The sequence below is a fragment of the Paracoccus tegillarcae genome, from assembly GCF_002847305.1.
Taxonomy (GTDB): domain Bacteria; phylum Pseudomonadota; class Alphaproteobacteria; order Rhodobacterales; family Rhodobacteraceae; genus Paracoccus; species Paracoccus tegillarcae.
Genome location: NZ_CP025408.1, coordinates 3,560,621 through 3,582,232 on the forward strand (window position 1 = coordinate 3,560,621; position 21,612 = coordinate 3,582,232).

General features: G+C 63.3%; 18 protein-coding genes. 4 read left to right on the forward strand and 14 right to left on the reverse strand.

Features of this window, described 5'->3' with window-relative positions:
- The first annotated feature begins 26 nt into the window (after positions 1 to 26).
- A complete protein-coding gene (locus CUV01_RS17490; RefSeq protein ID WP_101461592.1) occupies positions 27 to 467 on the forward strand; it encodes an acyl-CoA thioesterase in 441 nt (146 codons plus the stop codon).
- Here the strand turns inward: CUV01_RS17490 and CUV01_RS17495 are convergent.
- The 8 genes from CUV01_RS17495 to xdhA form a co-directional block, all read right to left on the reverse strand.
- Positions 451 to 1,383 (reverse strand): NAD-dependent epimerase/dehydratase family protein, encoded by a 933-nt coding sequence (locus CUV01_RS17495; RefSeq protein ID WP_101461593.1) that lies wholly within the window; start codon positions 1,381 to 1,383, stop codon positions 451 to 453. The two genes, CUV01_RS17490 and CUV01_RS17495, sit on opposite strands and share 17 nt — an antisense overlap.
- A complete protein-coding gene (locus tag CUV01_RS17500) occupies positions 1,383 to 2,816 on the reverse strand; it encodes a mannose-1-phosphate guanylyltransferase/mannose-6-phosphate isomerase (protein WP_101461594.1) in 1,434 nt (477 codons plus the stop codon). Before CUV01_RS17500 ends, CUV01_RS17495 begins: the two co-directional genes overlap by 1 nt.
- The gene (gene gmd / locus CUV01_RS17505) at positions 2,813 to 3,886 is read right to left on the reverse strand and encodes a GDP-mannose 4,6-dehydratase (RefSeq protein ID WP_101461595.1); all 1,074 of its coding nucleotides are present in this window, start codon (positions 3,884 to 3,886) and stop codon (positions 2,813 to 2,815) included. Before gmd ends, CUV01_RS17500 begins: the two co-directional genes overlap by 4 nt.
- A 12-nt stretch (positions 3,887 to 3,898) precedes the next feature.
- Positions 3,899 to 5,071 (reverse strand): DegT/DnrJ/EryC1/StrS family aminotransferase, encoded by a 1,173-nt coding sequence (locus tag CUV01_RS17510; RefSeq protein WP_101461596.1) that lies wholly within the window; start codon positions 5,069 to 5,071, stop codon positions 3,899 to 3,901.
- Between the two features lie 117 nt (positions 5,072 to 5,188).
- Complete coding sequence (gene guaD / locus CUV01_RS17515; protein ID WP_101461597.1) at positions 5,189 to 6,475, reverse strand: guanine deaminase; 1,287 nt, start codon at positions 6,473 to 6,475, stop codon at positions 5,189 to 5,191.
- On the reverse strand, positions 6,463 to 7,200 hold the full coding sequence (xdhC, locus tag CUV01_RS17520) for a xanthine dehydrogenase accessory protein XdhC (protein ID WP_101461598.1): 738 nt from the start codon (positions 7,198 to 7,200) through the stop codon (positions 6,463 to 6,465). Before xdhC ends, guaD begins: the two co-directional genes overlap by 13 nt.
- Positions 7,197 to 9,503 (reverse strand): xanthine dehydrogenase molybdopterin binding subunit, encoded by a 2,307-nt coding sequence (gene xdhB, locus CUV01_RS17525; RefSeq protein WP_101461599.1) that lies wholly within the window; start codon positions 9,501 to 9,503, stop codon positions 7,197 to 7,199. The genes xdhC and xdhB overlap by 4 nt, the downstream gene beginning before the upstream one ends.
- A 2-nt stretch (positions 9,504 to 9,505) precedes the next feature.
- Positions 9,506 to 10,960 carry a xanthine dehydrogenase small subunit gene (xdhA, locus tag CUV01_RS17530; protein WP_101461600.1) on the reverse strand — a complete coding sequence of 485 codons (1,455 nt, stop codon included), beginning with the start codon at positions 10,958 to 10,960 and terminating at the stop codon, positions 9,506 to 9,508.
- A gap of 122 nt (positions 10,961 to 11,082) precedes the next feature.
- Here xdhA and CUV01_RS17535 point away from each other — a divergent pair, with 122 nt between their 5' ends.
- Positions 11,083 to 11,976 (forward strand): LysR family transcriptional regulator, encoded by an 894-nt coding sequence (locus CUV01_RS17535; RefSeq protein WP_101461601.1) that lies wholly within the window; start codon positions 11,083 to 11,085, stop codon positions 11,974 to 11,976.
- Between the two features lie 40 nt (positions 11,977 to 12,016).
- On the opposite strand, the gene CUV01_RS17540 is transcribed toward CUV01_RS17535, so the two are convergent.
- From CUV01_RS17540 to CUV01_RS17555, 4 genes are all read right to left on the reverse strand, one after another.
- On the reverse strand, positions 12,017 to 13,264 hold the full coding sequence (locus tag CUV01_RS17540; RefSeq protein ID WP_338418322.1) for a SulP family inorganic anion transporter: 1,248 nt from the start codon (positions 13,262 to 13,264) through the stop codon (positions 12,017 to 12,019).
- Between the two features lie 267 nt (positions 13,265 to 13,531).
- Entirely contained in the window at positions 13,532 to 14,785 is a 1,254-nt protein-coding gene (locus CUV01_RS17545) for a urate hydroxylase PuuD (protein ID WP_422385851.1), read from the reverse strand.
- A gap of 3 nt (positions 14,786 to 14,788) precedes the next feature.
- Positions 14,789 to 15,142, reverse strand: a complete 354-nt coding sequence (gene uraH, locus CUV01_RS17550) for a hydroxyisourate hydrolase (protein WP_101461602.1) — start codon at positions 15,140 to 15,142, stop codon at positions 14,789 to 14,791.
- Positions 15,143 to 15,299: 157 nt separating this feature from the next.
- A complete protein-coding gene (locus CUV01_RS17555; RefSeq protein WP_101461603.1) occupies positions 15,300 to 16,766 on the reverse strand; it encodes a uracil-xanthine permease family protein in 1,467 nt (488 codons plus the stop codon).
- 289 nt (positions 16,767 to 17,055) lie between these two features.
- Between CUV01_RS17555 and bhcR the strand changes: the two genes are divergently transcribed.
- Positions 17,056 to 17,856 (forward strand): HTH-type transcriptional regulator BhcR, encoded by an 801-nt coding sequence (gene bhcR, locus CUV01_RS17560; RefSeq protein WP_101462203.1) that lies wholly within the window; start codon positions 17,056 to 17,058, stop codon positions 17,854 to 17,856.
- On the opposite strand, the gene CUV01_RS17565 is transcribed toward bhcR, so the two are convergent.
- Both CUV01_RS17565 and CUV01_RS17570 read right to left on the reverse strand, forming a co-directional pair.
- Complete coding sequence (locus CUV01_RS17565) at positions 17,853 to 19,154, reverse strand: NCS2 family permease (protein WP_198731844.1); 1,302 nt, start codon at positions 19,152 to 19,154, stop codon at positions 17,853 to 17,855. The genes bhcR and CUV01_RS17565 overlap by 4 nt on opposite strands.
- A 117-nt stretch (positions 19,155 to 19,271) precedes the next feature.
- The gene (locus tag CUV01_RS17570) at positions 19,272 to 19,862 is read right to left on the reverse strand and encodes a (d)CMP kinase (RefSeq protein WP_101461604.1); all 591 of its coding nucleotides are present in this window, start codon (positions 19,860 to 19,862) and stop codon (positions 19,272 to 19,274) included.
- A gap of 198 nt (positions 19,863 to 20,060) precedes the next feature.
- Between CUV01_RS17570 and CUV01_RS17575 the strand changes: the two genes are divergently transcribed.
- A complete protein-coding gene (locus CUV01_RS17575; RefSeq protein ID WP_101461605.1) occupies positions 20,061 to 21,608 on the forward strand; it encodes an OpgD/OpgG family glucan biosynthesis protein in 1,548 nt (515 codons plus the stop codon).
- The last annotated feature ends 4 nt before the right edge of the window (positions 21,609 to 21,612 follow it).

Sequence of the window (21,612 nt, forward strand, 5' to 3'; positions counted from 1 at the left end):
ATCACACCCAATCCGAAAGGCCAGACATGCCCCGTGCCACCCCGCGCAACCGTGCTGACTATCCCGCCTTCGAGGCGATCCAGACCCGCTGGAACGACAATGATCAATACGGCCATATCTACAACGCGACCTATTTCGAACTCTTCGACAGCGCCATGAACATCTGGATGATGGCGCGTGGCATGCTGGGCCCTCACGGCGATGGCCCGCTGGCCGTCGTGGTCGAGAACAACTGCGTCTTCTTTCGCCAGGTCGCCTTTCCCGATCCGGTTCGGATCGGGCTGCGCCTTGGCCATCTGGGCCGCAGCTCCGCCGTGCTGGAAATGGGGCTGTTCAGCGCCGATGATGACGAGGAAAGCGCCCAGGCCCGTTTTGTGCTGGTCTGCGTGGACAAGGCTGATCGCCGGCCCGTCCCCTTCCCCGAGGAACAAAGACAGGCGCTGTCGCTGCTTAGCGCGCAGCCTTGATCGCCTCATAGGCGGCAATGGCACGCGCCAGATCAGGGGTGATCTCGGCGGGTGGGCGATAGCCGATCGCCTCGGCCTTGGCCGATGACATCAGCTTGGCCATCATCCCCTCGGGCTTGCTGCGATCATGGCGAAAGCGGCCCTGCCAGCCGGCCAGATCGGCCACCATGCGATAATATTCGTCAATCGAATGGTCCCGCCCTGCCCCCAGATTCAGCATCTTCGGCAGGTCCTCCAGATCCGCCAGCCGTGTCAGGACAAAGCGCACCAGATGATCGACATCCAGAAATTCGCGCCGCGCCTGACCGCTGCCCCAGATCTCGACCTGGTCCAGACCGCTGTCGCGCGCGTCGATCACCTTGGTGATCACGGCCGCGATCAGATGCGAGGCGGCGCTGCCGAAATGATCGCCCGTTCCGAACAGATTGCACGGGATCAGCGTGCGATAGGCCCGCCCCCCGGACTGCCGGCTGATATAGTCGCACAGCCGCGCGCCGGTGATCTTCGACAGGGCATAGCCCTCATTCGTGGGCTCCAGCGGGGCCGCCAGCACGTCTTCCTCGACCAGCGGTTGCCGGTAATCGCGCGGATACATGCACGAACTGCCCAGAAAGACCAGACGCCCCACCCCGGCCTCATGGGCACCCATGATCACCGCGTCATTCATCGCCAGATTGTCCGACAGAAAGCCCACAGGATCGGCGATATTGGCCTGAATGCCGCCCACCCGCGCGGCAGCGTGGATCACCGCGTCAACCTGATGTTCAGACAGCCAGCGCCGCAGCGCCGCGCGCTCGGTCAGCGGCAATTCAGCCCGCCCCGGCGCCAGCAGGGTCAGCCCCGGTGCCACCTCGGGCGCCAGCCGTTGCAGCGATTGACCCAGCATTCCGGTTCCGCCCGTCAGCAGAACCCGCATCAATCGCCCGTCTGACGCGCGTAATCGTCTTCATAGCGGATGATGTCATCCTCGCCCAGATAGGCGCCGGTCTGCACCTCGATCAGCACCATCGGCACCTTGCCCGGATTTTCCATCCGGTGCTTTGCGCCAAGAGGGATATAGATCGACTGGTTTTCGGTCACCAGATCGACATGATCATTGACCGTCACCTTGGCCGTGCCGCTGACCACGATCCAGTGCTCCGAGCGGTGCATATGGCTTTGCAGCGACAGCGCCGCGCCGGGTTTGACCACGATCCGCTTGACCTGAAAACGACCCGCCAGCGCCAGCGTCTCGAACCAGCCCCAGGGACGGTGATCGCGCGGGAACAGCTCGGCCTGTTTGCGACCCTTGGCCTTCAGCGCGGCCACCGCCTGTTTGACATCTTGCGCGCGGTCCATCGGCGCGACCAGCACTGCATCCGAGGTGGCAATGACCATCGTGTCCGACAGGCCGATCCCCACCACCTGCATGTCACTGTCGTCCGAGCGCAGCAGCACATTGTCGCAATCGATTGCGGTCGACTGCGGGTCCGTAACCGCACCGCGTTCCGCCGGCGTGTCGGCCTGTATTTCACGCCAGACCGCATCCCATCCGCCCAGATCGGACCAATGCCCGTCAAAACCCACGACCGACAGATTGTCGGCCTTTTCCAGAACCGCGTAATCGATCGACTCGTCGGCCAGTCCTTCCCACGGCCCGCGCGCTAGTCGCAGAAAGCCCAGATCGGTGACGGCACCATCGACGGCGGCCTGCACGGGCTGCACAAAATCGGCGGCATGGGCGTGAAAGGCGTCGATCATGGTGCGCGCCGAGAACAGAAAGATGCCCGCATTCCACAGGAACCCGCCCTGCGCCAGCATCGCGCGCGCCGTCTCGGCATCGGGCTTTTCGACGAAGCGCTTCAACGGCAGCACCGTATCGCCCGCCGGCTCGACCTCCATATAGCCATAGCCGGTTTCGGGGCGCGTGGGCGTGATGCCAAAGGTCACGATGCGGCCCGCCCGCGCGGCAACGGCCCCCTGATCGACGGCGCGGCCAAAGGCCTCGGCATCGGGGATGACATGATCCGATGGCGCGACCAGCAGCACCGCATCGGGATCGTCCTCGACCGCACGCAAAGCCGCCGCCAGAATCGCCGGCGCCGTGTTGCGCCCCATCGGCTCGATCACGATGGCAGACGCCTCGATGCCGATCTGTTCCAGCTGTTCGGCCACGATAAAGCGGAAATCGGCATTGGTCATCACCACCGGCGCGCCAAAACGCGCGCCTGACAGCCGCCGCGCACTTGCCTGAAACAGGGATTGCTCGCCGATCAGCGCCGCGAACTGCTTGGGAAATGCCTTGCGAGAGGCCGGCCACAACCGGGTGCCGCTGCCGCCAGCCATCAAAACGGGGGTGATCTGTGTCATTCAACGATCCCATAGGCGCGCCGCGCCAGACGTTCGGTTTCCAGCAGCCGCGTATCTGCGGCCACCATTTCACTGACCAGCGTCGCAAAGGGCGTCACCGCCGTCCAGCCCAGCTTTTCGAGCGCCTTGGTCGGGTTGCCCAGCAATTGCTCGACCTCGGTGGGGCGGAAATAGACCGGATCAACCTCGATCAGGCAACGGTTGCTGCCCGCCGCGAACCCCTTTTCATCCACGCCCTCGCCGCGCCATTCCAGCGTGATCCCGGTTTCGGCAAAGGCCAGTTCGCAGAATTCGCGCACGCTGTGCATTTCCCCCGTGGCCAGCACGAAATCCTCTGGCTGATCATGTTGCAGGATGCGCCACATGCCCTCGACATAATCGCGCGCATGGCCCCAATCGCGTTGCGCGTCCAGATTGCCCAGATACAGCCGTTCCTGCAAGCCCAGCTTGATCGCGGCCACCGCGCGGGTGATCTTGCGGGTCACGAATGTCTCGCCGCGGATCGGGCTTTCATGGTTGAAAAGGATGCCGTTGCAGGCAAATAGCCCATAGGCCTCGCGGTAATTCACCGTCATCCAATAGGCATAAAGCTTGGCCACCGCATAGGGCGATCGCGGATAGAATGGCGTGGTTTCGCTTTGCGGCACCTCTTGCACCTTGCCATATAGCTCGGATGTCGAGGCCTGATAAAACCGCGACCTGTCACCCAGACCCAGCAGGCGGATGCCCTCAAGGATGCGCAGCGCACCCACGGCATCGGCATTGGCGGTGTATTCCGGCATCTCGAAACTGACCTGCACATGGCTTTGCGCGGCCAGATTGTAGATCTCGTCCGGCTGGACCTCTTGCAGGGTGCTGATGATCGCGGTCGAGTCGGTCATGTCGCCGTGATGCAGGTGGAACTGGCTGTTCGAATGCTCGTCGATTTGCAGATGGTCGATGCGCCCGGTGTTAAAGCTGGACGAGCGCCGCTTGATGCCATGAACCTCATAGCCCTTGGACAGCAGCAATTCGGCCAGATAGGCCCCGTCCTGCCCGGTGACGCCGGTGATCAATGCGCGTTTGGTCATGGAACGGTCCTTTCAGTGACGGTCGGCGACGGCCTGCACGACCTCGCGCAGCCGCTCGAGTTGCGGCTGGATCGGATAGTGGTGATTGCCGGTAAACAGCCCGTCGCCGTCCACACGCTCGGCTGCGACGATGGGCGAACCGATGCTGTGATCCAGCTTGTCGATCACCGGGTTGTTCAGGAAATTGCCGGTGACGATGGGCCGGCATTCGATTTCCGCCTCGGCCAGCGCGGCCACCAGATCACGGCGCTTGCCGGCCAGCCGGCCCTTCAGCGTCATCGCAAAGCCGAACCACGAGGACTGGCCCGTTTCCTGCTGAATATCCAGATAATCCAGCCCGCTGAACAGGTCCTGAAAGATCGCCCCATTGGCGCGCCGCGCGGCGACGAAACCGGGCAGCTTTTCCAGTTGCGGGCGACCAAGCGCGCCCTCCATCTCGATCGGGCGCAGGTTATAGCCCGGCAACACAAAGCGGAACTGGGCGACGAAAGGGTCGGGATCGACTGGCAAATGCGTGTCGGCAGGCAGGCCACGGGTCCAGCCATGCGCGCGCATCGACAGCATGGTGTCGTAAAGTTTGCGGTCATCGGTGATGACCATGCCGCCTTCCATGGTGCAGATATGATGCGAGAAAAAGCTGCTGAACGTGCCCAGAAACCCGAACGCTCCGGCCATCTGCCCATTCAGGCTGGCGCCCATGGATTCGCAGTTATCCTCCAGCAGCAGAATGCCGGCCTCGTCACAAATCTGGCGCAGCCGCGCGGCCTCGACCGGATTGCCCAACAGGTTCACGGCAAAGACGGCCCGCGTGCGCGGCGTGATGGCAGCGGCCACCAGATCGGGGTCGATGTTCAGCGTGGCCGGGTCGATATCGACAAAGCGCAGTTTCAGCCCGGTTTGCGTGATCGGGAAATAGGTCGTGGACCAGCTGACGGCGGGCACGATGATCTCGTCGCCCGGCTTCCAGCCAAGATCGGGATGCCAAAAGGCCGAGGCGATGGCCAGCAGGTTCGCGGTCGAGCCAGATGAGGTCATCACCGCATGACGTTTGCCGAAATGGGCTGCAAAGGCCTCTTCATAGGCGCGGACCTCGTCGCCCATGGTGAAGTGGCCCGATTTGATGACCCGGTCAAGGACCGCGTATTCCGTATCGTCCCAGGTCGTACTGGCTAATGGATAGAACAAGGGTCACCCGATCAGAAACTCAATGTGCCGGGCATAGCCCAATCCGCCTGTCGCGCCAAGCAGCAGCATGGTTGCGTCTAGGACAAAATCACTAAGAATCCGTTTCGTTCAGGCCGCTTATGCGCCATCGCCCTTCATCGGCCGACCGGCGACATAGGTCTGCGCCACGGCGCGATCGTCGCCCATGATCTGCAGAATGAACAATTCCTCGGCCAGCGTCTGCGCGCGCTCCATCCGCAGCGCCATCGCCGGCGTGGCGCTTGCATTCAGCACCACCAGATCGGCGTCGCTGCCCTTGGCCAGGGTGCCGATCTGATCGTCCATTCCAAGCGCGATCGCGTTGCCGCGCGTGGCCCAGTGAAACGCCGCCAGCGAGGTCAGTTTCTGACCCCGCAGCTGCATCACCTTGTACCCCTCGTTCAGGGTTTGCAGCATGGAATAGCTGGTGCCACCGCCCACATCGGTCGCAATGCCGCTGGTAATGCCAGCCGCCCGCAGCCCCTCCGCGTCGAACAGGCCAGAGCCCAGGAACAGGTTCGAGGTCGGGCAAAACACCGCACGGCTGCCGGTTTCGGCCATCCGTTTGATCTCGCGTGGTTGCAGATGGACGCAGTGCCCCAGCAACAGGTTTTCACTGAGAAGCCCGTATTTCTCATAGACGTCCAGATAGTCCCGCGCGGTCGGGTATAGCTGTTTGGTCAGGGCGATTTCGTCCAGATTTTCCGACATATGCGTCTGCACATGACAATCGGGATGTTCCGCCGCCAATGTGCCTGCCGCGTGCATCTGTTCGGGGCTCGAGGTGATCGCAAAGCGCGGCGTGATCGCATAGCGCTGCCGCCCGCGCCCGTGCCATTTCTCCAGCAGGCGCTTGCTGTCATCGTAACCCTGCTGCGCTGTGTCCTGCACCGCGGCAATGGCGTTGCGATCCATCATCACCTTGCCCGCGATCATCGCCATATTGCGCGCATCCGAGGCCGCAAACAGCGCCTCGGCGCTTTCGGGATGGACGGAACAGAAGGCCACGGCGCTGGTCGTGCCATGCGCGGTCAGCAGATCAAGGAACCGGCCCGCCATCGCCTGCGCATGGGCCGGATCGGCAAAACGCGCCTCTTCGGGGAAGGTATAGGTGTTCAGCCAATCCAGCAGCTGCGCACCCCAACTGGCGATCACCTGCACCTGCGGAAAATGGATATGCGGATCAATGAAGCCCGGCAGGATCAGATACGGGCGATGGTCGATTTCGGTCAGACCATCTTCGCGCAGATCGGCATAATCGCCGGTTGCGCGGATCACGCCATCCTCGATCAGGATCGCGCCGTCTTCCAGGTAACGGTGGTTGTCTTCGGTGTCTGCCGGATCGGCATGAAAGTCGAGGACACGGCCCCGGATCAGCTGTCGCATGGATATTTCTTTGAAGAAGAAAGGGCGAGTTGGCTCACCAGTTCAGTTGCGGTGAAGGCGGCAATGACGGCGGGGCGTTTGTCGCGGGTGGTGTTGGCGCCAATGGGGCAGACCAGCCTGGCGGGGTCGATGTCGCGCGCGCGAGCAAAGCGGGTGAACTGCGCGCGTTTCGTGGCGCTGCCGATCATGCCGATATAGGGCAGATCGGAGCGCGCCAGCGCCTCGGCGGCCAGCAGGAAATCCAGCGCGTGATCGTGGGTCAGGATCAGGATGGCGCTGCCGGATCCGGCGGCCCGGATCTCGGCCTCGGGCAGCGCGGTCATTTTGGTGGCGATGCCGGGGTCGGCCAGGGCCAGTTCCTCCGCGCGCTGGTCGATCAGCGTGGCCGTGACGGGCAGCGGTTGCAGCGCCAGCGCCAGCGCGCGGCCCACATGGCCCGCGCCAAAGATCAGCACATCGGGCAGCGGCTCGGGCGTGGCGGGCGCGCGATCCAGCGCCAGTTTCACCCGGCCACCGCAGCATTGGCCGATCTCGGGACCAAGCGGGATGTCCATTTCTGCCGTGGCCTCATTGCGCTTCAGCATCTGACGGGCGCGGTCGATGGCCATGTATTCCAACTGCCCGCCGCCGATGGTGCCCGACACCTGATCCGGGCCAACCAGCATCTGCGCGCCCGCATCGCGCGGGGTCGAGCCTTTGGCCGATATGACCCGGACCCGGATCATTGGCGCAGCCGGTTCACGGCCATCAGCACGCGTTCGGGCGTGGCCGGCGCGTCCAGACGGGCCGGCTCGCGGTAATCGGTGACCGAGGCCACCGCCATATTGATCGCCTCGAACACAGAAATCCCCAGCATGAAGGGCGGCTCGCCCACGGCTTTGGACCGTTTGATCGTGCGTTCGCTGTTTTCCGACCAATCGGCCAGTTTGACGTTGAAGATACGCGGGCGGTCGCTGGCCAGCGGGATCTTGTAGGTGGATGGCGCGTGGGTTTTCAACTCGCCCTTTTCGTTCCACCACAGTTCTTCGCAGGTCAGCCAACCGGTGCCCTGCACAAACGCACCCTCGATCTGGCCGGTGTCGATGGCGGGGTTCAGGGACCGGCCCACATCGTGCAAGATATCGGCGCGCTCGATCACATATTCGCCGGTCAGCGTATCGACCGAAACTTCCGAGACCGCCGCGCCATAGGCGAAGTAATAGAACGGACGGCCCTTGCCGGTGGCGCGGTCCCAGTGAATTTCGGGCGTCTTGTAAAACCCCGCCGCCGACAGATGGATGCGCGCCATATAGGCGGCACCGATCACCTCATCGAACGGGATCGCCGTCTCGCCTGCCATGATATGACCCGGCACGAACCGCACCTGATCGCGCGGCGCCTGCCAGCGTTCGGCCACGAATTCGACCAGCCGCGCCTTGATCTGATCGGCGGCGTCCAGGGCTGCCATGCCGTTCAGATCGGTCCCCGATGAGGCGGCGGTGGCCGAGGTATTGGGCACCTTTTCCGTGGTCGTGCGAGTGATCTTGATGCGGCTGATATCGCATTGAAACGCCTCGGCCACGACCTGAGCCACCTTGGTGTTCAGCCCCTGCCCCATCTCGGTGCCGCCATGGTTCAGCGCGATCGAGCCGTCGTTGTAGATATGGATCAGCGCGCCCGCCTGATTGTACCAGGTCGCGGTGAAACTGATGCCGAATTTCACCGGCGTCAGCGCGATGCCCTTGCGGATCACGCCGCCCTTGGCGTTCCAGTCCAGCACCGCCTGACGGCGCGCGGCATAATCGCTGCTGGCTTCCAGCTCGGCGAAAAGCTGCGGCAGGATCTGGTCGGTGACCTCTTGGTGATAAGGGGTCAACTGGCCGTTTTCGTAAAGGTTCGCCTTGCGGATCTCCAACGGATCGCGGCCAAGTGCATAGGCGATTTCCTCGATCATCCGTTCCGCCACGATCACGCCCTGCGGGCCGCCAAAGCCGCGAAACGCGGTATTGCTGACCGTATTGGTGCGCATCGGATGGCTGCTGACGCGCACATCGGGGTAGTAATAGGCGTTGTCGGCGTGAAACAGCGCGCGGTCGGTCACAGGCCCGCTGAGATCAGCCGAGAACCCGCAGCGCGCAAACCAATCGCCCTGCACCGCCAGAATGCGGCCCTCATCGTCAAAGCCCACCTCGTAATCGGCGACAAAATCATGCCGCTTGCCGGTGGCCGACATATCGTCGTCGCGGTCGGGGCGGATCTTCACCGCGCGGTTCCATTTCTTCGCGGCCAGGGCAGCCACGCAGGCGAACAGGTTCATCTGCGTTTCCTTGCCGCCGAACCCGCCGCCCATCCGGCGCACATTCACCACAACGGAATGACTGGGCACGCCCAACACATGGGCGACCATATGCTGAACCTCGGACGGATGCTGGGTCGAGACGTTGATGACCACATCCTCATCCTCGCCCGGTACGGCCATGGCGATCTGGCCCTCCAGATAAAAATGATCCTGCCCGCCAATGCCCATCCGGCCCTTGATCCGATGCGGCGCGGCGGCAAGGCCGCGATCGGCATCGCCGCGACGCAAAGTCAGCGGATCGGTGACATAGCCCATCTCGGCTTCGCGCGCGGCAATCGGGTCCAGCGCATGAGGCAGCGCGTCATAGTCGATCTGCGCCCTGGCCGCCGCACGGCGCGCCTGATCGCGGGTTTCGGCAATGACGGCAAAGACCGGCTGGCCCCAGAATTTCACCTCGCCATCGGCAAAGATCGGATCATCCTTGTGACCGGCGGGCGAGACATCGTTGACGCCCGGAATATCATCCGCCGTCAGCACGTCGATCACCCCCGGCGCGGCGCGCACCGCATCCAGATCCATCCGGTTGATCCGGCCATGGGCGCATTTCGACAGACCCAGATAGGCATGGATCAGGCCATGCGGTTCGGTCAGGTCGTCGGTATATTCCGCGCGGCCCGTGACATGCTTGACGGCGCTGTCATGCTGGGTGTCGCTATGGGCCAGGCCCTTGATCTCGATGTCATCCTTCATCGTCACGCCCCCACCGCATAATCCAGCCGCACCGGCCCCGCACCCTCGCCCGCCTGTTCCAGCCAGAACCGCCGGATCAGGTTGGCGGCCACCGCGCTGCGGTAATCGGCGCTGGCGCGCATATCCGACAGCGGGGTGAAATCATCGGCAATCGCGCGGGCGGCAGCCTCGAACGCAGCCTCGCCCCACGGCTGGCCCTTCAGCGCAGCCTCGGCCCCGGCGGCACGTTTCGGCGTGGCCGCCATACCGCCAAAAGCAATCCGCGCGTCCGCGATCCGGTCGCCATCCAGCGTCACGCTGATCCCCACCGCGACCGAGGAAATATCGCTGTCGCGCCGTTTGCTGATCTTGTAGGCCGCGATGCGCGCATCCCCGGGCAGCGGGATGATCACGCTTTCCACGAACTCGCCCGGCCCGCGATCCTGCTTGCCATATTCGATGAAATAATCCTGCAGATCGACCTCGCGCCGGGCATCGCCCTTGCGCAGAACGATGCGGGCGCCAAGCGCGATCAGCAAGGGCGGCGTGTCACCGATGGGCGAGCCATTGGCGATATTGCCGCCGACCGTGCCCATGTTCCGGACCTGCCAGCCGCCAATGCGCTGCCAGTAATCCAACGCCTCGGGGATATGCCGGGCGATCAGCGGCTCGGCCTCGGTATAGGTTACGCCCGCGCCGATTTTCACTTCACCGTCAGTGACTTCCACGCCCTTCATCAGATGGCCGATAAAGATGGCGGGGCTGATGTCGCGCAGGAATTTCGTCACCCACAGGCCCACATCCGTGGCCCCGGCGATCAGCGTGGGCTTGTCATGTTCCAACAGCAGCGCGGCCAGATCATCCACATCCGCCGGAATGATCGCACGGTCCGCGCCGCGCGTCAGATCGACGCGTTCCTGCCGGATCGCGCGCAGCCTGGCCGTCACCGCATCGCGTTCGACCGCCAGCGCATCCATCGCCTGCCCGCCTGCCGATTGCGCGGCAAGTGCTGCCTTGATGATCGGCTCATACCCGGTGCAGCGGCACAGATTGCCCTGCAGCGCCACCTCGACCTGGGCGGCATCGGCCTGCGGATTGCCCATCCACAGCCCGTAAAGCGACATGACGAAACCGGGCGTGCAAAAGCCGCATTGGCTGCCGTGATGTTCCACCATCGCCGTCTGGATCGGATGCAAACCGCCATCCGGGCCGCGCAGATGTTCGACCGTCACGACATGGCAGCCATGACAGGAAACCAGAAACCGGATGCAGGCATTCACCGGCTCATAGATCAGCCCGGCATCGGTCAGCCTGCCGACCAGCACCGTGCAGGCCCCGCAATCGCCCTCGGCGCAGCCCTCCTTGGTGCCGGTCATGCGCCGGTCGATCCGCAGGAAATCCAGCAGCGTGTCGGACGCGCCGGCCTGATCCAGCGCGACCTCGCGATCATTCAGAAGAAAGCGCAGTTTGCCCGTCATGTTCCGTCCTCTTGCATTCAATTCTCAGCCTAGGCCGGAATTAACCGTTGCGAAATCGCTGGAGACATTGAAGACTTTACACCAATCGTTGAAAATGGCCCATCCCAACAGTGGTGCTCTGAATGTCCTATCTCGAAAGCCTGCGCGTCTTTGTGCGCGTCATCGAACTTGGCTCCATCACGGCGGGCGGGCGCGATCTGCGGCTGTCGCCCGCGGTGGCCTCGAACCGTATCAAGGATCTCGAAAACAGGTTCGGGGTCAGACTATTGAATCGAACTACTCGAAAACTTACCCCGACCGAGATCGGTCGCGCCTTCTATGACCATGCGCAACGCGTGATCGAGACACTGGACGAGGCAGAGGCCGTCGTCAGCAGTTTTTCGGGTAAACCGCAGGGGGTGGTGCGCCTGACCGCGCCGCTTGGGGTGGGTCGTCGCCTGATCGCGCCGCTGATCCCCTCTTTCTGCGCCGAGAATCCGGGCATCGATATCCGCCTGCGCCTGTCGGATCGCAGCGTGAACATTGTCGAAGACGGCATTGATCTGGCGTTCTTTTTGGGTGAACCAGCCGATTCATCGCTCAAATGGCGCAAGATCGCGGATTGCCCGCGCCTGCTGGTGGCCGCGCCCGATTATCTGGCCGCGCATGGCACGCCGCAGAAGCCCGACGATCTGCAACAGCACAATTGCCTGCTGCTGCGATACCCGCGCAGCCCGGAATATTTCTGGGTGCTGCAAACCGAGGATGGACCGCTGAAAATGATGGTCTCGGGCCGGTTCGACACCGATGATGGCGATGTGCTGACCGAATGGGCGCTGTCAGGCCAGGGCATCGCCAACCGGCCCGCTTATGAGGTGGCCGAACACCTGAAAGCCGGGCGGCTGATTGAAATCCTGCCCGAAAATCGCCCCCCTCCGGCACAATTCGGCTGCCTGACCCCGCATCGCCGCCTGCAGGACCCAAAGGTCAGGATGTTCGCCGATGTCGCCGTGCGAGAGCTGAAAAAGCTGTTCTAAGCCGCGGCCGCTGCCTGACCCGATGGACTGCACCAGCAATTCACCTGCCCCGCGGCACCTCGCGGCGCAGCAACCGCAGCGCCAGCCCAAGCCCCACACCGACCCCGATGGCGACCGTCAGATCGGCGGCGACCGTCAGCACCAGCGTCAGCAGCAGCAGGAACAGATCCGCGCGCCGCATCCGCAGATAGCCGGGCCATTTATGCGGCTCTGACATGGTCCAGGCCGTCACCATCAGCAGCCCGGCCAGCGCCGGCATCGCCAGCCCACAGGCCATTGGAGCGGCAACCAGCATGATCAGCAGGATCGTCGCGGCATGGACCAGCCCCGCCACCGGCGTCTTGGCACCCGCGCGCACATTCGTAGCCGACCGCGCAATCGCACCGGTCGCCGGCAGCCCGCCAAACAGCGACGATCCCAGATTGGCTGCACCCTGCGCGATCAACTCCGCGTTCGATCTGTGCCTGCTGCCGATCATCCGGTCCGCAACCATCGCCGATAACAGCGACTCAATCCCCGCCAGAAAGGCGATCACGATGGCCGAGGGCAGCAATTCCTGCATCCGCGACAGGCTGAACTCGGGCAGGCGCGGCATCGGCAAGGTGCTGGGCAATGCGCCAAAGCGCGACTGGATCGTATCGACCGGCAGACCCAGCACGAAAACGGCAAGCGAGGTCACCGCAACCGCCACGATCAACCCCGGAAAGCGCGGCGCCAGCCGCCGCAGCGCCACAATCAGCACGATTGTGGCGATGCCGATCAGAAAGGCCTGCGGGGCAAAGCTGCTCCGCGCCTGCCACAGCGCCGCGATCTTGTGAAAGAACTCGGCCGGCAGATGCTCGACGCCAAGGCCCATCAGATCCTTTAGCTGGCTGGTGGCGATGATCAGCGCAATGCCGATGGTAAAGCCGTCGATGACCGGCTCGGGCACCAGCGCGATCAGCCGTCCGGCACGCAGATATCCCGCCAGCAGCAGGATCAGCCCGGCCATGAAGGTGGCCAGAACCAGCCCGTCGAAGCCATGGTCAGCGATCACCCCGTAGACCACGACGATAAACGCGCCGGTCGGCCCGCCGATCTGCACCCGGCTGCCCCCGAAAAGCGAGATCAGAAAGCCGCCCACGATCGCCGTCACCAAGCCGGTCGCAGGCTCGGCACCCGAGGCAATGGCGATGGCCAGGCTCAGCGGCAGGGCGACCATCGCCACAGTGACCCCAGCCACCAGATCCGCGCGAAACTGCGCGCGGTCATAGCTCTGCATGGTGGTCAGGATCTTGGGCGTCATCATCGCATCGGCTGTTGGCAGCCGCGACGCTAAGCCGCCAACGCCGCTGGCACAATCCACCCCGCGCAAATCAATCCGGGCCTGGCTGCGCAAGGATCAACAGAAAATCCGGGCCGCAATGCGCAACGCTGTGTACGGCCTGTGCACAGCCTGTGTACGCCCTGTGTACAGGCTGTGCCGCCGATTTCGCAGCATTTGCTGGGTTTTCCAGCCCTCCCGCCAGTTCCGCCCAACCGCGCAACGCGCGCCCCCGTTGCGCGGTTTTCGGGGTCAGTTTCCGGCGACCCGCGCCTCGCCCGCGGCGCGATACCAGCGAATGATCGCATCGCGTTCCTCTGGCTCCATGAAACTGACATTGGCGGGCGGCATCGCGTCCGTCACGCCCGCCTGAATATAGATCTCGCGCGCCGCCCGCGTGATATCCGCCGTGGTCTCCAGAAACAGCCCCTTGGGCGCGTGGTAGATGCCCTCGTAAAACGGCTCGCGCGCATGACACATCGAGCAGCGACCCGTGACATATCCCGCCACCTCCTCATATCCCGGCGCCTCGGCAAGCCGCGTCTGCGAGGGCGTCAGGGCACGCGCCTCGGCGGTCTCCAGCGGCTCTTGCCGCAACCCTGCCGAAGACAGCGCCATGATCATGATGAACAGGATCACCGTGACCGCCCAGGTCCACCAGAGATCGCCCTTGCGCGCATGCATGGTGTTGAAGAAATGCCGGATGGTGACACCCATCAAAAAGACCAGCGCCGCGATCAACCAGTTGTATTGGCTGGCAAATGCCAGCGGATAATGGTTCGACAGCATCAGGAAGATGACCGGCAGCGTCAGGTAGTTGTTATGGGTAGAACGCAGCTTGGCGATCTTGCCGTATTTCGGATCCGGTGCGCGCCCAGCCTTCAGGTCGCCCACGACAATGCGCTGGTTCGGCATGATGATCAGGAACACATTCGCGGTCATGATCGTCGCGGTGAACGCCCCCAGATGCAGCAGCGCGGCGCGGCCGGTGAACACCTGATCATAGCCCCAGCCCATGATCACCAGCGCCACGAACAGCAGCAGCATCAGCACCGTCGGCTTTTCACCAAGACGCGATTTGCACAGGAAATCATAGATCACCCAGCCCAGTGCCAGCGAGCCGGCCGAGATCAGGATCGCCTGCCATTGCGCCAGCTCCATCTTGGCAGGGTCGATCAGGAACAGCTCCGAGCCGACCCAATAGGTCACCGCCAGCAGTGCCACGCCCGACAGCCAGGTCGCATAGCTTTCCCATTTGAACCAGGTCAGATGCTCTGGCATGCGCTCGGGCGCGACCAGGTATTTCTGGATATGATAAAACCCGCCGCCATGGACCTGCCATTCCTCGCCATGGGCACCCTTGGGCATCCCTTCGGCCTTTTGAAGGCCCAGATCCAGAGCGATAAAATAGAACGAACTGCCGATCCAGGCGATGGCGGTGACGACATGGGTCCAGCGGATCGCAAGACCGATCCATTCCCAGATGATGGTGGCGTCAGGGATCATGGCTCAGCTTCCCCGATAGGTCGAATAGCCAAAGGGCGATATCAACAGTGGCACATGGTAATGATCGTCCTGCGACATGCCAAAGCGCAGCGGGATCACGTCCAGAAAACGCGGGCTTTCCGCGTCGATGCCGGTCGCATCCATCCAGTCGCCCGCGTGGAATTCCAGCTCATACCGGCCTGTCGCAAAGTCGGTTTCGGGCAGGATCTGCCGGTCGGTGCGGCCATCTGCATTGGTGATCAGCCGTGCCAGTTCAGTGCGGTTGCCACCCTCAAGGCGAAACAGCACGATCTGCATCCCCTCTGCCGGGCGGCCCCTTGCCGTGTCCAGAACATGCGTTGTCAGATATCCGGCCATGCCGATCCTCCCGATTTATGCGCCACTATTGTCAGCCAAATCCTGCCTGTGTGCGAGCCGGCACGTCGGCAAGGCAGTCTTTAGAATTCCTTGGGAATGGCCGATGGCCCGACAGGGCGGCGGCCGCTGAAAACCGCCGCCCCGCAATCCCTCTGCATCACTTGCGCGTCTCGTCCCTGCGCAGGCCCGAGCCATGCCCCTGCATCCCGCCCGATACCTCTTCGGTCGACTCGTCGGCCAGTTCATCAGGCAGCAGCAGGTTCAGCACAATCGCAATCAGTGCTGCCGGCAGGATGCCCGAGGCACCCAGGATGCGCAGTGTTTCCGGCAGATGCTGCAGCGCGTCCACGCCACCCGGCGCGGTTGTCATCGCCTCCAGCTGCAAGCCCAACCCAACCGACAAGGCCACGGCAAAGATCACCATATTACGCCGGTTCCAGTTCACATCCGACAGCATCGAAATACCCGCCGCGACGACCATGCCGAACATGACAATCACGCCCCCGCCCAGAACCTCGATGGGAACGGTGCGGATCAGGCCGCCGATCTTGGGCACCAGCCCGCAGATGATCAGGAAAACGGCACCGATGGTGACGACATGACGGCTCATGATGCCTGTCATCGCGATCAGCCCGACATTCTGGCTGAACGAGGTATTGGGAAAGCCGCCAAAAACGCCGGCCATCGCCGTACCCAGACCATCGGCAAAGGTCGCGCCTTCGATCTCGCGGTCGGTGGCCTCGCGGCCCGCCCCGCCCTTGGTGATACCCGACACGTCGCCCACGGTTTCCACGGCCGAGACAAACGCCATCAGGCAAAAGCCGATGACCGCCGCGCCAGAGAGTTCCCAGCCGTATTTGAAGGGCTGAGGCAGCGCAAAGACGGCGGCGTTGTTCCAAGAGCCCGCAATGGCTTCAAACGGCAGCTTGCCGATCAGCAGGCAGTAGACATAACCGACCATGATGCCGATCAGCACCGCCGAGATCGACAACATCCCACGGGCAAAGAACTTGAAGCCAAGGGTGACAAAGACGACCAGCAATGCCGCCGACCAGTTCACCAGCGATCCGTAATCAGCCGATCCGGCGGCCTTCAGCGGCACGCCCCCGGCGGAGTATTCGATCCCCACCTTGACCAGCGCCAGACCGATCAGTGTCACGACCAAGCCGGTCACCAGCGGCGGCAGGGCAAAGCGGATCTTGCCGATGACAAAGCCAAGGGCTGCGTGAAACAGCCCACCGATCAACACGCCTGTGAACAGTGCGGCCAGCCCGTCGACACCCTTGCCGGCCACCAGCGGGATCATGATCGGGATAAAGGCGAAAGAGGTCCCCTGCACGATCGGCAGTGCCGCCCCGACGCGCCCGATAGTGACGGTCTGCAGCAAGGTGGCAAGACCGGCAAACAGCATCGACATCTGGATCAGATAGAGCAGTTCGGGGAAATCGGGGCTGTTCGACCCAAAGCCAAAGCCCGCCGCCCCGGCCACGATGATCGCTGGCGTCACATTGGACACGAACATTGCCAGCACGTGCTGGATGCCCAGAGGGATGGCACGCTGCAATGCCGGGGTATAGTTCGGGTCGCGCAGCTGTTCAGGCGTACTTATTGTTGCATGGCTCATTCCATGATCCCTCCATGTTTTCAATGTGGCCCGCTTGTGGCAGGCACGAGACGAAGTTTAGTTGCCAAACCGGCACCGACCCAACAAAATCGGGCATAGCCGGGTGATCGGGGTGCGAACACCGTTGCGGGTGCCTGGGCCGGGCCAGTTCTGTTACTGCCAAGCCTTTGGGCAGCCCTGCCCGCCGAGCGTCCAGCGGTTTTCGGCGCAAGTTCAAGTGCTTGGCGTTTTGCCCTTGCCGCGCCGTGTTTTCGCCATAGGTTGGCGCTGTTTCACGGACAGGATGACAATGCCCCAAGCCATTCGCAAACGCGGTCGCCCTAAGGCCGGCGATCAGAAGCCGGCCACCGTTCAGGTGCTGGACCGCGCGCTGGACGTGCTGGAACTGCTGGCACGTGGCAACGGGCTGACCCTGTCCCAGATCGCCGAAACGACCGGACAGCCGCCCTCGACCGTGCACCGCATTCTGACGACGCTGAATCAGCGCGGCATGGCCGAAAGCGACGCTGCGACACAGGCCTGGCATGTGGGTCCGGCCTGCTTTGGGCTGGGTGCTGCCTTTACCCGGCGCGCCGATATTGTCGATCGCGCGCGCCCGATCCTGCACAAACTGATGGAAGACACCGGCGAGACCGCCAATCTGGGCGTGCTTTACGGCGACACCGTCCTGTTTGTCAGCCAGATAGAGACGCAACAGCCCGTGCGCGCCTGTCTGGCGCCGGGCACGCGGGTGCCGCTTTATGCATCCGGGATCGGCAAGGCGCTGTTGGCCTTTGGCAGCGATGATGCCCTGCAAGCCATTCTGGATGGCCCGTCGCTGGCCGGCTTTACTCCGCAGACGCTGGTATCGCCCGATGCGCTGCGCGAGGATCTCAGCCGCACCCGTCATCGCGGCTTTGCCGTGGATGACGAAGAGCGCGCCGTCGGCATGCGCTGTGTGGCAGCGCCGGTGCTTGACGTGGCCGGGCAACCAATCGCCGGCATCAGCATCAGCGGTCCGACCCATCGTGTCGGGCCCGCGCATCTGAAAACGCTTGGCGCAGTGGTGGTTGCCGCAGCAGAAGAGCTGACACAAGCCATCGGCGGTTAGCCCTCCGGGAAGAATGCGAATTTCAGGACGAACAGCCCGGCAACCAGCCAGGTCGCCGCATGGACATCGCGCGCACGCCCCGTCAGCAGTTTCAGCACCGCATAGCTGACAAAGCCAAAGGCCAGACCATTGGCGATGGAATAGGTGAACGGCATCGCGATGGCCGTCAGCACCGCCGGCGCGGATTCGGTCACATCGGCAAATTCGATCTCGGCCATTTCGCGCATCATCAGCCCGGCAACGTAAAGCAGCGCCGGCGCGGTGGCATAGACCGGCACCGAACCGGCCAGCGGCGCAAAGAACATGGCCAGCAGGAACAGCAACGCCACGACCAGAGCGGTCAAGCCAGTGCGACCGCCTGCTGCGACGCCAGAGGCGCTTTCGGCATAGGCGGTGGTGGATGATGTTCCCAGCATCGAGCCCGCCACGATCGCTGTCGAATCCGCCATCAGCGCCCGGCTGAGGCCCTTGTTCTGATGCGCTGGCCCTTCGGCCAGCAGCCCGGCCCGCTTGGCCACGCCGATCAGGGTGCCCGTCGCGTCAAAGATCTCGACCAGCACCATGACCAGAATGACATGCACGATGCCAAAGCTCAGCGCGCCCATGATATCCAACTGCATGAATGTCGGCGTGATTGCGGGCGGTGCGGACATGATGCCGCCAAATTCGCTGACGCCCAGCAGGATAGAGGCGACGGTGACGACCAGAATACCGATAAGGATGGCGCCCTTGACGCCCATGGCATCCAGCGCGGCGATGATAAAGAAGCCCGCGATGGTCAGCAAAGCGCCGGTTTCGGTCAGATCGCCCAATGTGACCAGCGTGGCCGGGCTGTCGACGATCAACCCCGAGGATTGCATCGCGATGATGGCCAGAAACAGCCCGATACCGGCCGCGATGGCGCTGCGCATCGAACTGGGGATGCCAGCGATCAGCCAGCGCCGGATGCCGGTGATCGACAAGATCAGGAAGATGACACCGCTGATGAACACGGCGCCAAGCGCCTGCTGCCAGCTAAAGCCCATCGCGCCCACGACGGTAAAGGCGAAAAAGGCGTTCAACCCCATCCCCGGCGCCATGCCGATGGGCCAGTTCGCCCACAGCCCCATGATCGCTGATCCGATCGCGGCCGCCAGACAGGTCGCCACAAAGACCGCATCACGGTCCATTCCGGTCGTCGACAGGATGTCGGGATTGACGAAGATGATATAGGCCATGGTCAGAAAGGTCGTCACCCCGGCGATCACCTCGGTTCTGACACTTGTCCCATGCTGGGCCAGCTTGAAGAATTTATCCATGATATCCCCCCTTGCGACCGCTGGGGCCACAGTTCCTCGGGCAGGATAGGTGACACTAGAGCGCCACGGCAACGCGGCCAGCACGATTAGCTCTTTCAACGATTGCTTGAAAAAGCCCTAGCGCGCGTTGATAGCTGTTTGGACAAGGGCGGTGGCGGTTTCCACGGCCTGTTCGACGGACATTTCGCTGGTATCCAGCAAAACGGCGTCGTCGGCGGGGCGCATCGGGGCGTCTGCGCGCTGGCTGTCGCGGGCGTCGCGTCCGCGCAACTGCTCCAGCACGATCTGCGCGTCTGTATTCAACTCGGCGGCGCGGCGGCGGGCGCGCACCAGGTCGCTGGCGGTGATGAACAGCTTGACCTCTGCATCGGGGCAAATGACGGTGCCGATATCGCGACCGTCCAGCACCGCACCCGGTTCCTTGCGGGCGAAATCGCGTTGAAACTGCACCAGTGCGGTGCGCACCTCGGGGATCGCGGCGATGCGGCTTGCGGCCTCACCGGCCTCGGCACTGCGCAGATCGTCGCGGGCCAGATCTTCGGGTGTCAGACTGCGCGCGGCCGCAGCCGGATCGCCACCCTTGGCCCCGGTCGCACGGTATAGCAGCCCGGTATCGAGATGATGAAATCCAAACTGCGCGGCAAGGGCGCGGGCGACGGTTCCCTTGCCCGAAGCGGCCGGTCCGTCGATGGCGATGGTAAAGGGCATGGCAGTCCTGAGCGATCTTGTTCCTGAGCCGGTTTTCCAACCGTGTTTGCATGTTGCGCCGCGAAGGTCCAGCCGCGCCCGGAGGCAGGCATCATATGCGGCATCGGCGCAAAGCCGCCCAGAAATCTGACAGTTGCACTTGCAAGCAATATGCACCGGTGATTAAGCGACGCGGTATGCCTATTTTCAGGGCCGATCATGAACCGTCGAAATTTTCTGACCACCGCCACCGCCCTTTCGGGATTTGCTGCAATCGCTCGCCCTGCATCTGCCCAAGATGCTGAAATCGCGGTCGAACCTGCCGCAGAGTCGCAGCCATTCGGCTTTGAGGACGTCGCCCGCATCGCGCAGGCGGCGGCGGGCGAAGCCTATGATCCGCCGCGATCGACGCTGACAGGCAGCTTTGCCGAGCTGAATTACGACCAGTATCGCGGCATCCGCTTTCGCCGCGATAGCGATCCCTGGGCCGGACACCCGGAATTTGCGCTGGACCTGTTGGCGCCGGGGCTGATCTTTCACGAGCCGGTGGCACTGAACCTGGTAGAGAACGGCGTGGCCCGCGCCCTGCCCTTTGACGCCCGCATGTTCGAGTTTCAGGAAAACCTGTTCCCCGATGGCGTTGATTTCGACACGATCGGCGATATGGGCTGGTCGGGCTTTCGCCTGCGCACACCGCTGAACCGTCCCGATGTGATGGACGAAGTGGCGGTGTTTCAGGGTGCCAGCTATTTCCGCGCTGTCTCGCGCGGCACCCAATACGGGCTGTCTGCGCGCGGTTTGGCCATCGGCACTGGCAGCCAGCAGGGCGAAGAGTTCCCGATCTTTCGCAGCTTCTGGATCACTCAGCCGGGCGAGACCGACCGCAGTGTCACCGTCTATGCCCATCTCGACAGCCGCTCGGTTTCGGGCGCCTATGAATTCGTCATCGAACCGGGCGCAGAGACGGTTTTCCGCACCCGCTCGGCCCTGTTTCCGCGCGTGGAACTGGCCGATATCGGCATTGCGCCCCTGACCTCGATGTATTGGTTCGGCCCGGCAGATCGCGCCCAGATCGACGATTATCGCCCCGCCGTGCATGACAGCGACGGGCTGCAGATGCTGACGGGCGAGGATCAGCGGATCTGGCGCGTCCTGTCGGCGCACGAGCGGTTGCAGATCTCGGCGTTTCAGGACAACGATCCGCGTGGTTTTGGTCTGGTTCAGCGGTCGCGCGATTTCGAGGAATATCAGGACGCCGAGGCGCGCTATGACCTGCGGCCCTCGGCCTGGATCGAACCGAATGGCAGTTGGGGCCGCGGCGCCGTCAGTCTGGTCGAGATCCCGGTTGAGAATGAGTTCAACGATAATATCGTCAGCTTCTGGCGTCCGTCAGAGCCGATGCAGCCCGGCGAGCGTCACGATTTCGCCTATGATCTGATCTTTTCGGACCTGCCGCCGGATAATGCGCCGCTGGCGCGGGTGCTGGCCACGCGCTCGGGCACCTCGATCAACGACCCCGAAGCACGCAGCTATGTCATCGACTTTTCGCTGGACCTGTTCACCACCGGCGATCCCGAACCCGATGTGCGCGCCACAACAGGCGAGGTGCGCAACGTTCACTGGCTGCGCCTGCCCTATCAAAGCCGGCTGCGGCTGGCCTTTGAGTTTGTGCCTGATGGCGACAAGCTGGCCGATATCTCGGCACGCCTGAATGGCCCGGAAGGTCAGTTGTCGGAAAGCTGGTTCATGCGCTGGACCCAGGATTGACCCA

What these genes read in the sequence shown, in the direction of transcription:
- CUV01_RS17490 (WP_101461592.1), top strand. Translation starts at nt 27, where the DNA reads ATGCCCCGTGCCACCCCGCGCAACCGTGCTGACTATCCCGCCTTCGAG.
- CUV01_RS17495 (WP_101461593.1), bottom strand. Translation starts at nt 1,383, where the DNA reads ATGCGGGTTCTGCTGACGGGCGGAACCGGAATGCTGGGTCAATCGCTG.
- CUV01_RS17500 (WP_101461594.1), bottom strand. Translation starts at nt 2,816, where the DNA reads ATGACACAGATCACCCCCGTTTTGATGGCTGGCGGCAGCGGCACCCGG.
- gmd (WP_101461595.1), bottom strand. Translation starts at nt 3,886, where the DNA reads ATGACCAAACGCGCATTGATCACCGGCGTCACCGGGCAGGACGGGGCC.
- guaD (WP_101461597.1), bottom strand. Translation starts at nt 6,475, where the DNA reads ATGCGACAGCTGATCCGGGGCCGTGTCCTCGACTTTCATGCCGATCCG.
- xdhC (WP_101461598.1), bottom strand. Translation starts at nt 7,200, where the DNA reads ATGATCCGGGTCCGGGTCATATCGGCCAAAGGCTCGACCCCGCGCGAT.
- xdhB (WP_101461599.1), bottom strand. Translation starts at nt 9,503, where the DNA reads ATGAAGGATGACATCGAGATCAAGGGCCTGGCCCATAGCGACACCCAG.
- xdhA (WP_101461600.1), bottom strand. Translation starts at nt 10,960, where the DNA reads ATGACGGGCAAACTGCGCTTTCTTCTGAATGATCGCGAGGTCGCGCTG.
- CUV01_RS17535 (WP_101461601.1), top strand. Translation starts at nt 11,083, where the DNA reads ATGTCCTATCTCGAAAGCCTGCGCGTCTTTGTGCGCGTCATCGAACTT.
- CUV01_RS17540 (WP_338418322.1), bottom strand. Translation starts at nt 13,264, where the DNA reads ATGATGACGCCCAAGATCCTGACCACCATGCAGAGCTATGACCGCGCG.
- CUV01_RS17545 (WP_422385851.1), bottom strand. Translation starts at nt 14,785, where the DNA reads ATGATCCCTGACGCCACCATCATCTGGGAATGGATCGGTCTTGCGATC.
- uraH (WP_101461602.1), bottom strand. Translation starts at nt 15,142, where the DNA reads ATGGCCGGATATCTGACAACGCATGTTCTGGACACGGCAAGGGGCCGC.
- CUV01_RS17555 (WP_101461603.1), bottom strand. Translation starts at nt 16,766, where the DNA reads ATGAGCCATGCAACAATAAGTACGCCTGAACAGCTGCGCGACCCGAAC.
- bhcR (WP_101462203.1), top strand. Translation starts at nt 17,056, where the DNA reads ATGCCCCAAGCCATTCGCAAACGCGGTCGCCCTAAGGCCGGCGATCAG.
- CUV01_RS17565 (WP_198731844.1), bottom strand. Translation starts at nt 19,154, where the DNA reads ATGGATAAATTCTTCAAGCTGGCCCAGCATGGGACAAGTGTCAGAACC.
- CUV01_RS17570 (WP_101461604.1), bottom strand. Translation starts at nt 19,862, where the DNA reads ATGCCCTTTACCATCGCCATCGACGGACCGGCCGCTTCGGGCAAGGGA.
- CUV01_RS17575 (WP_101461605.1), top strand. Translation starts at nt 20,061, where the DNA reads ATGAACCGTCGAAATTTTCTGACCACCGCCACCGCCCTTTCGGGATTT.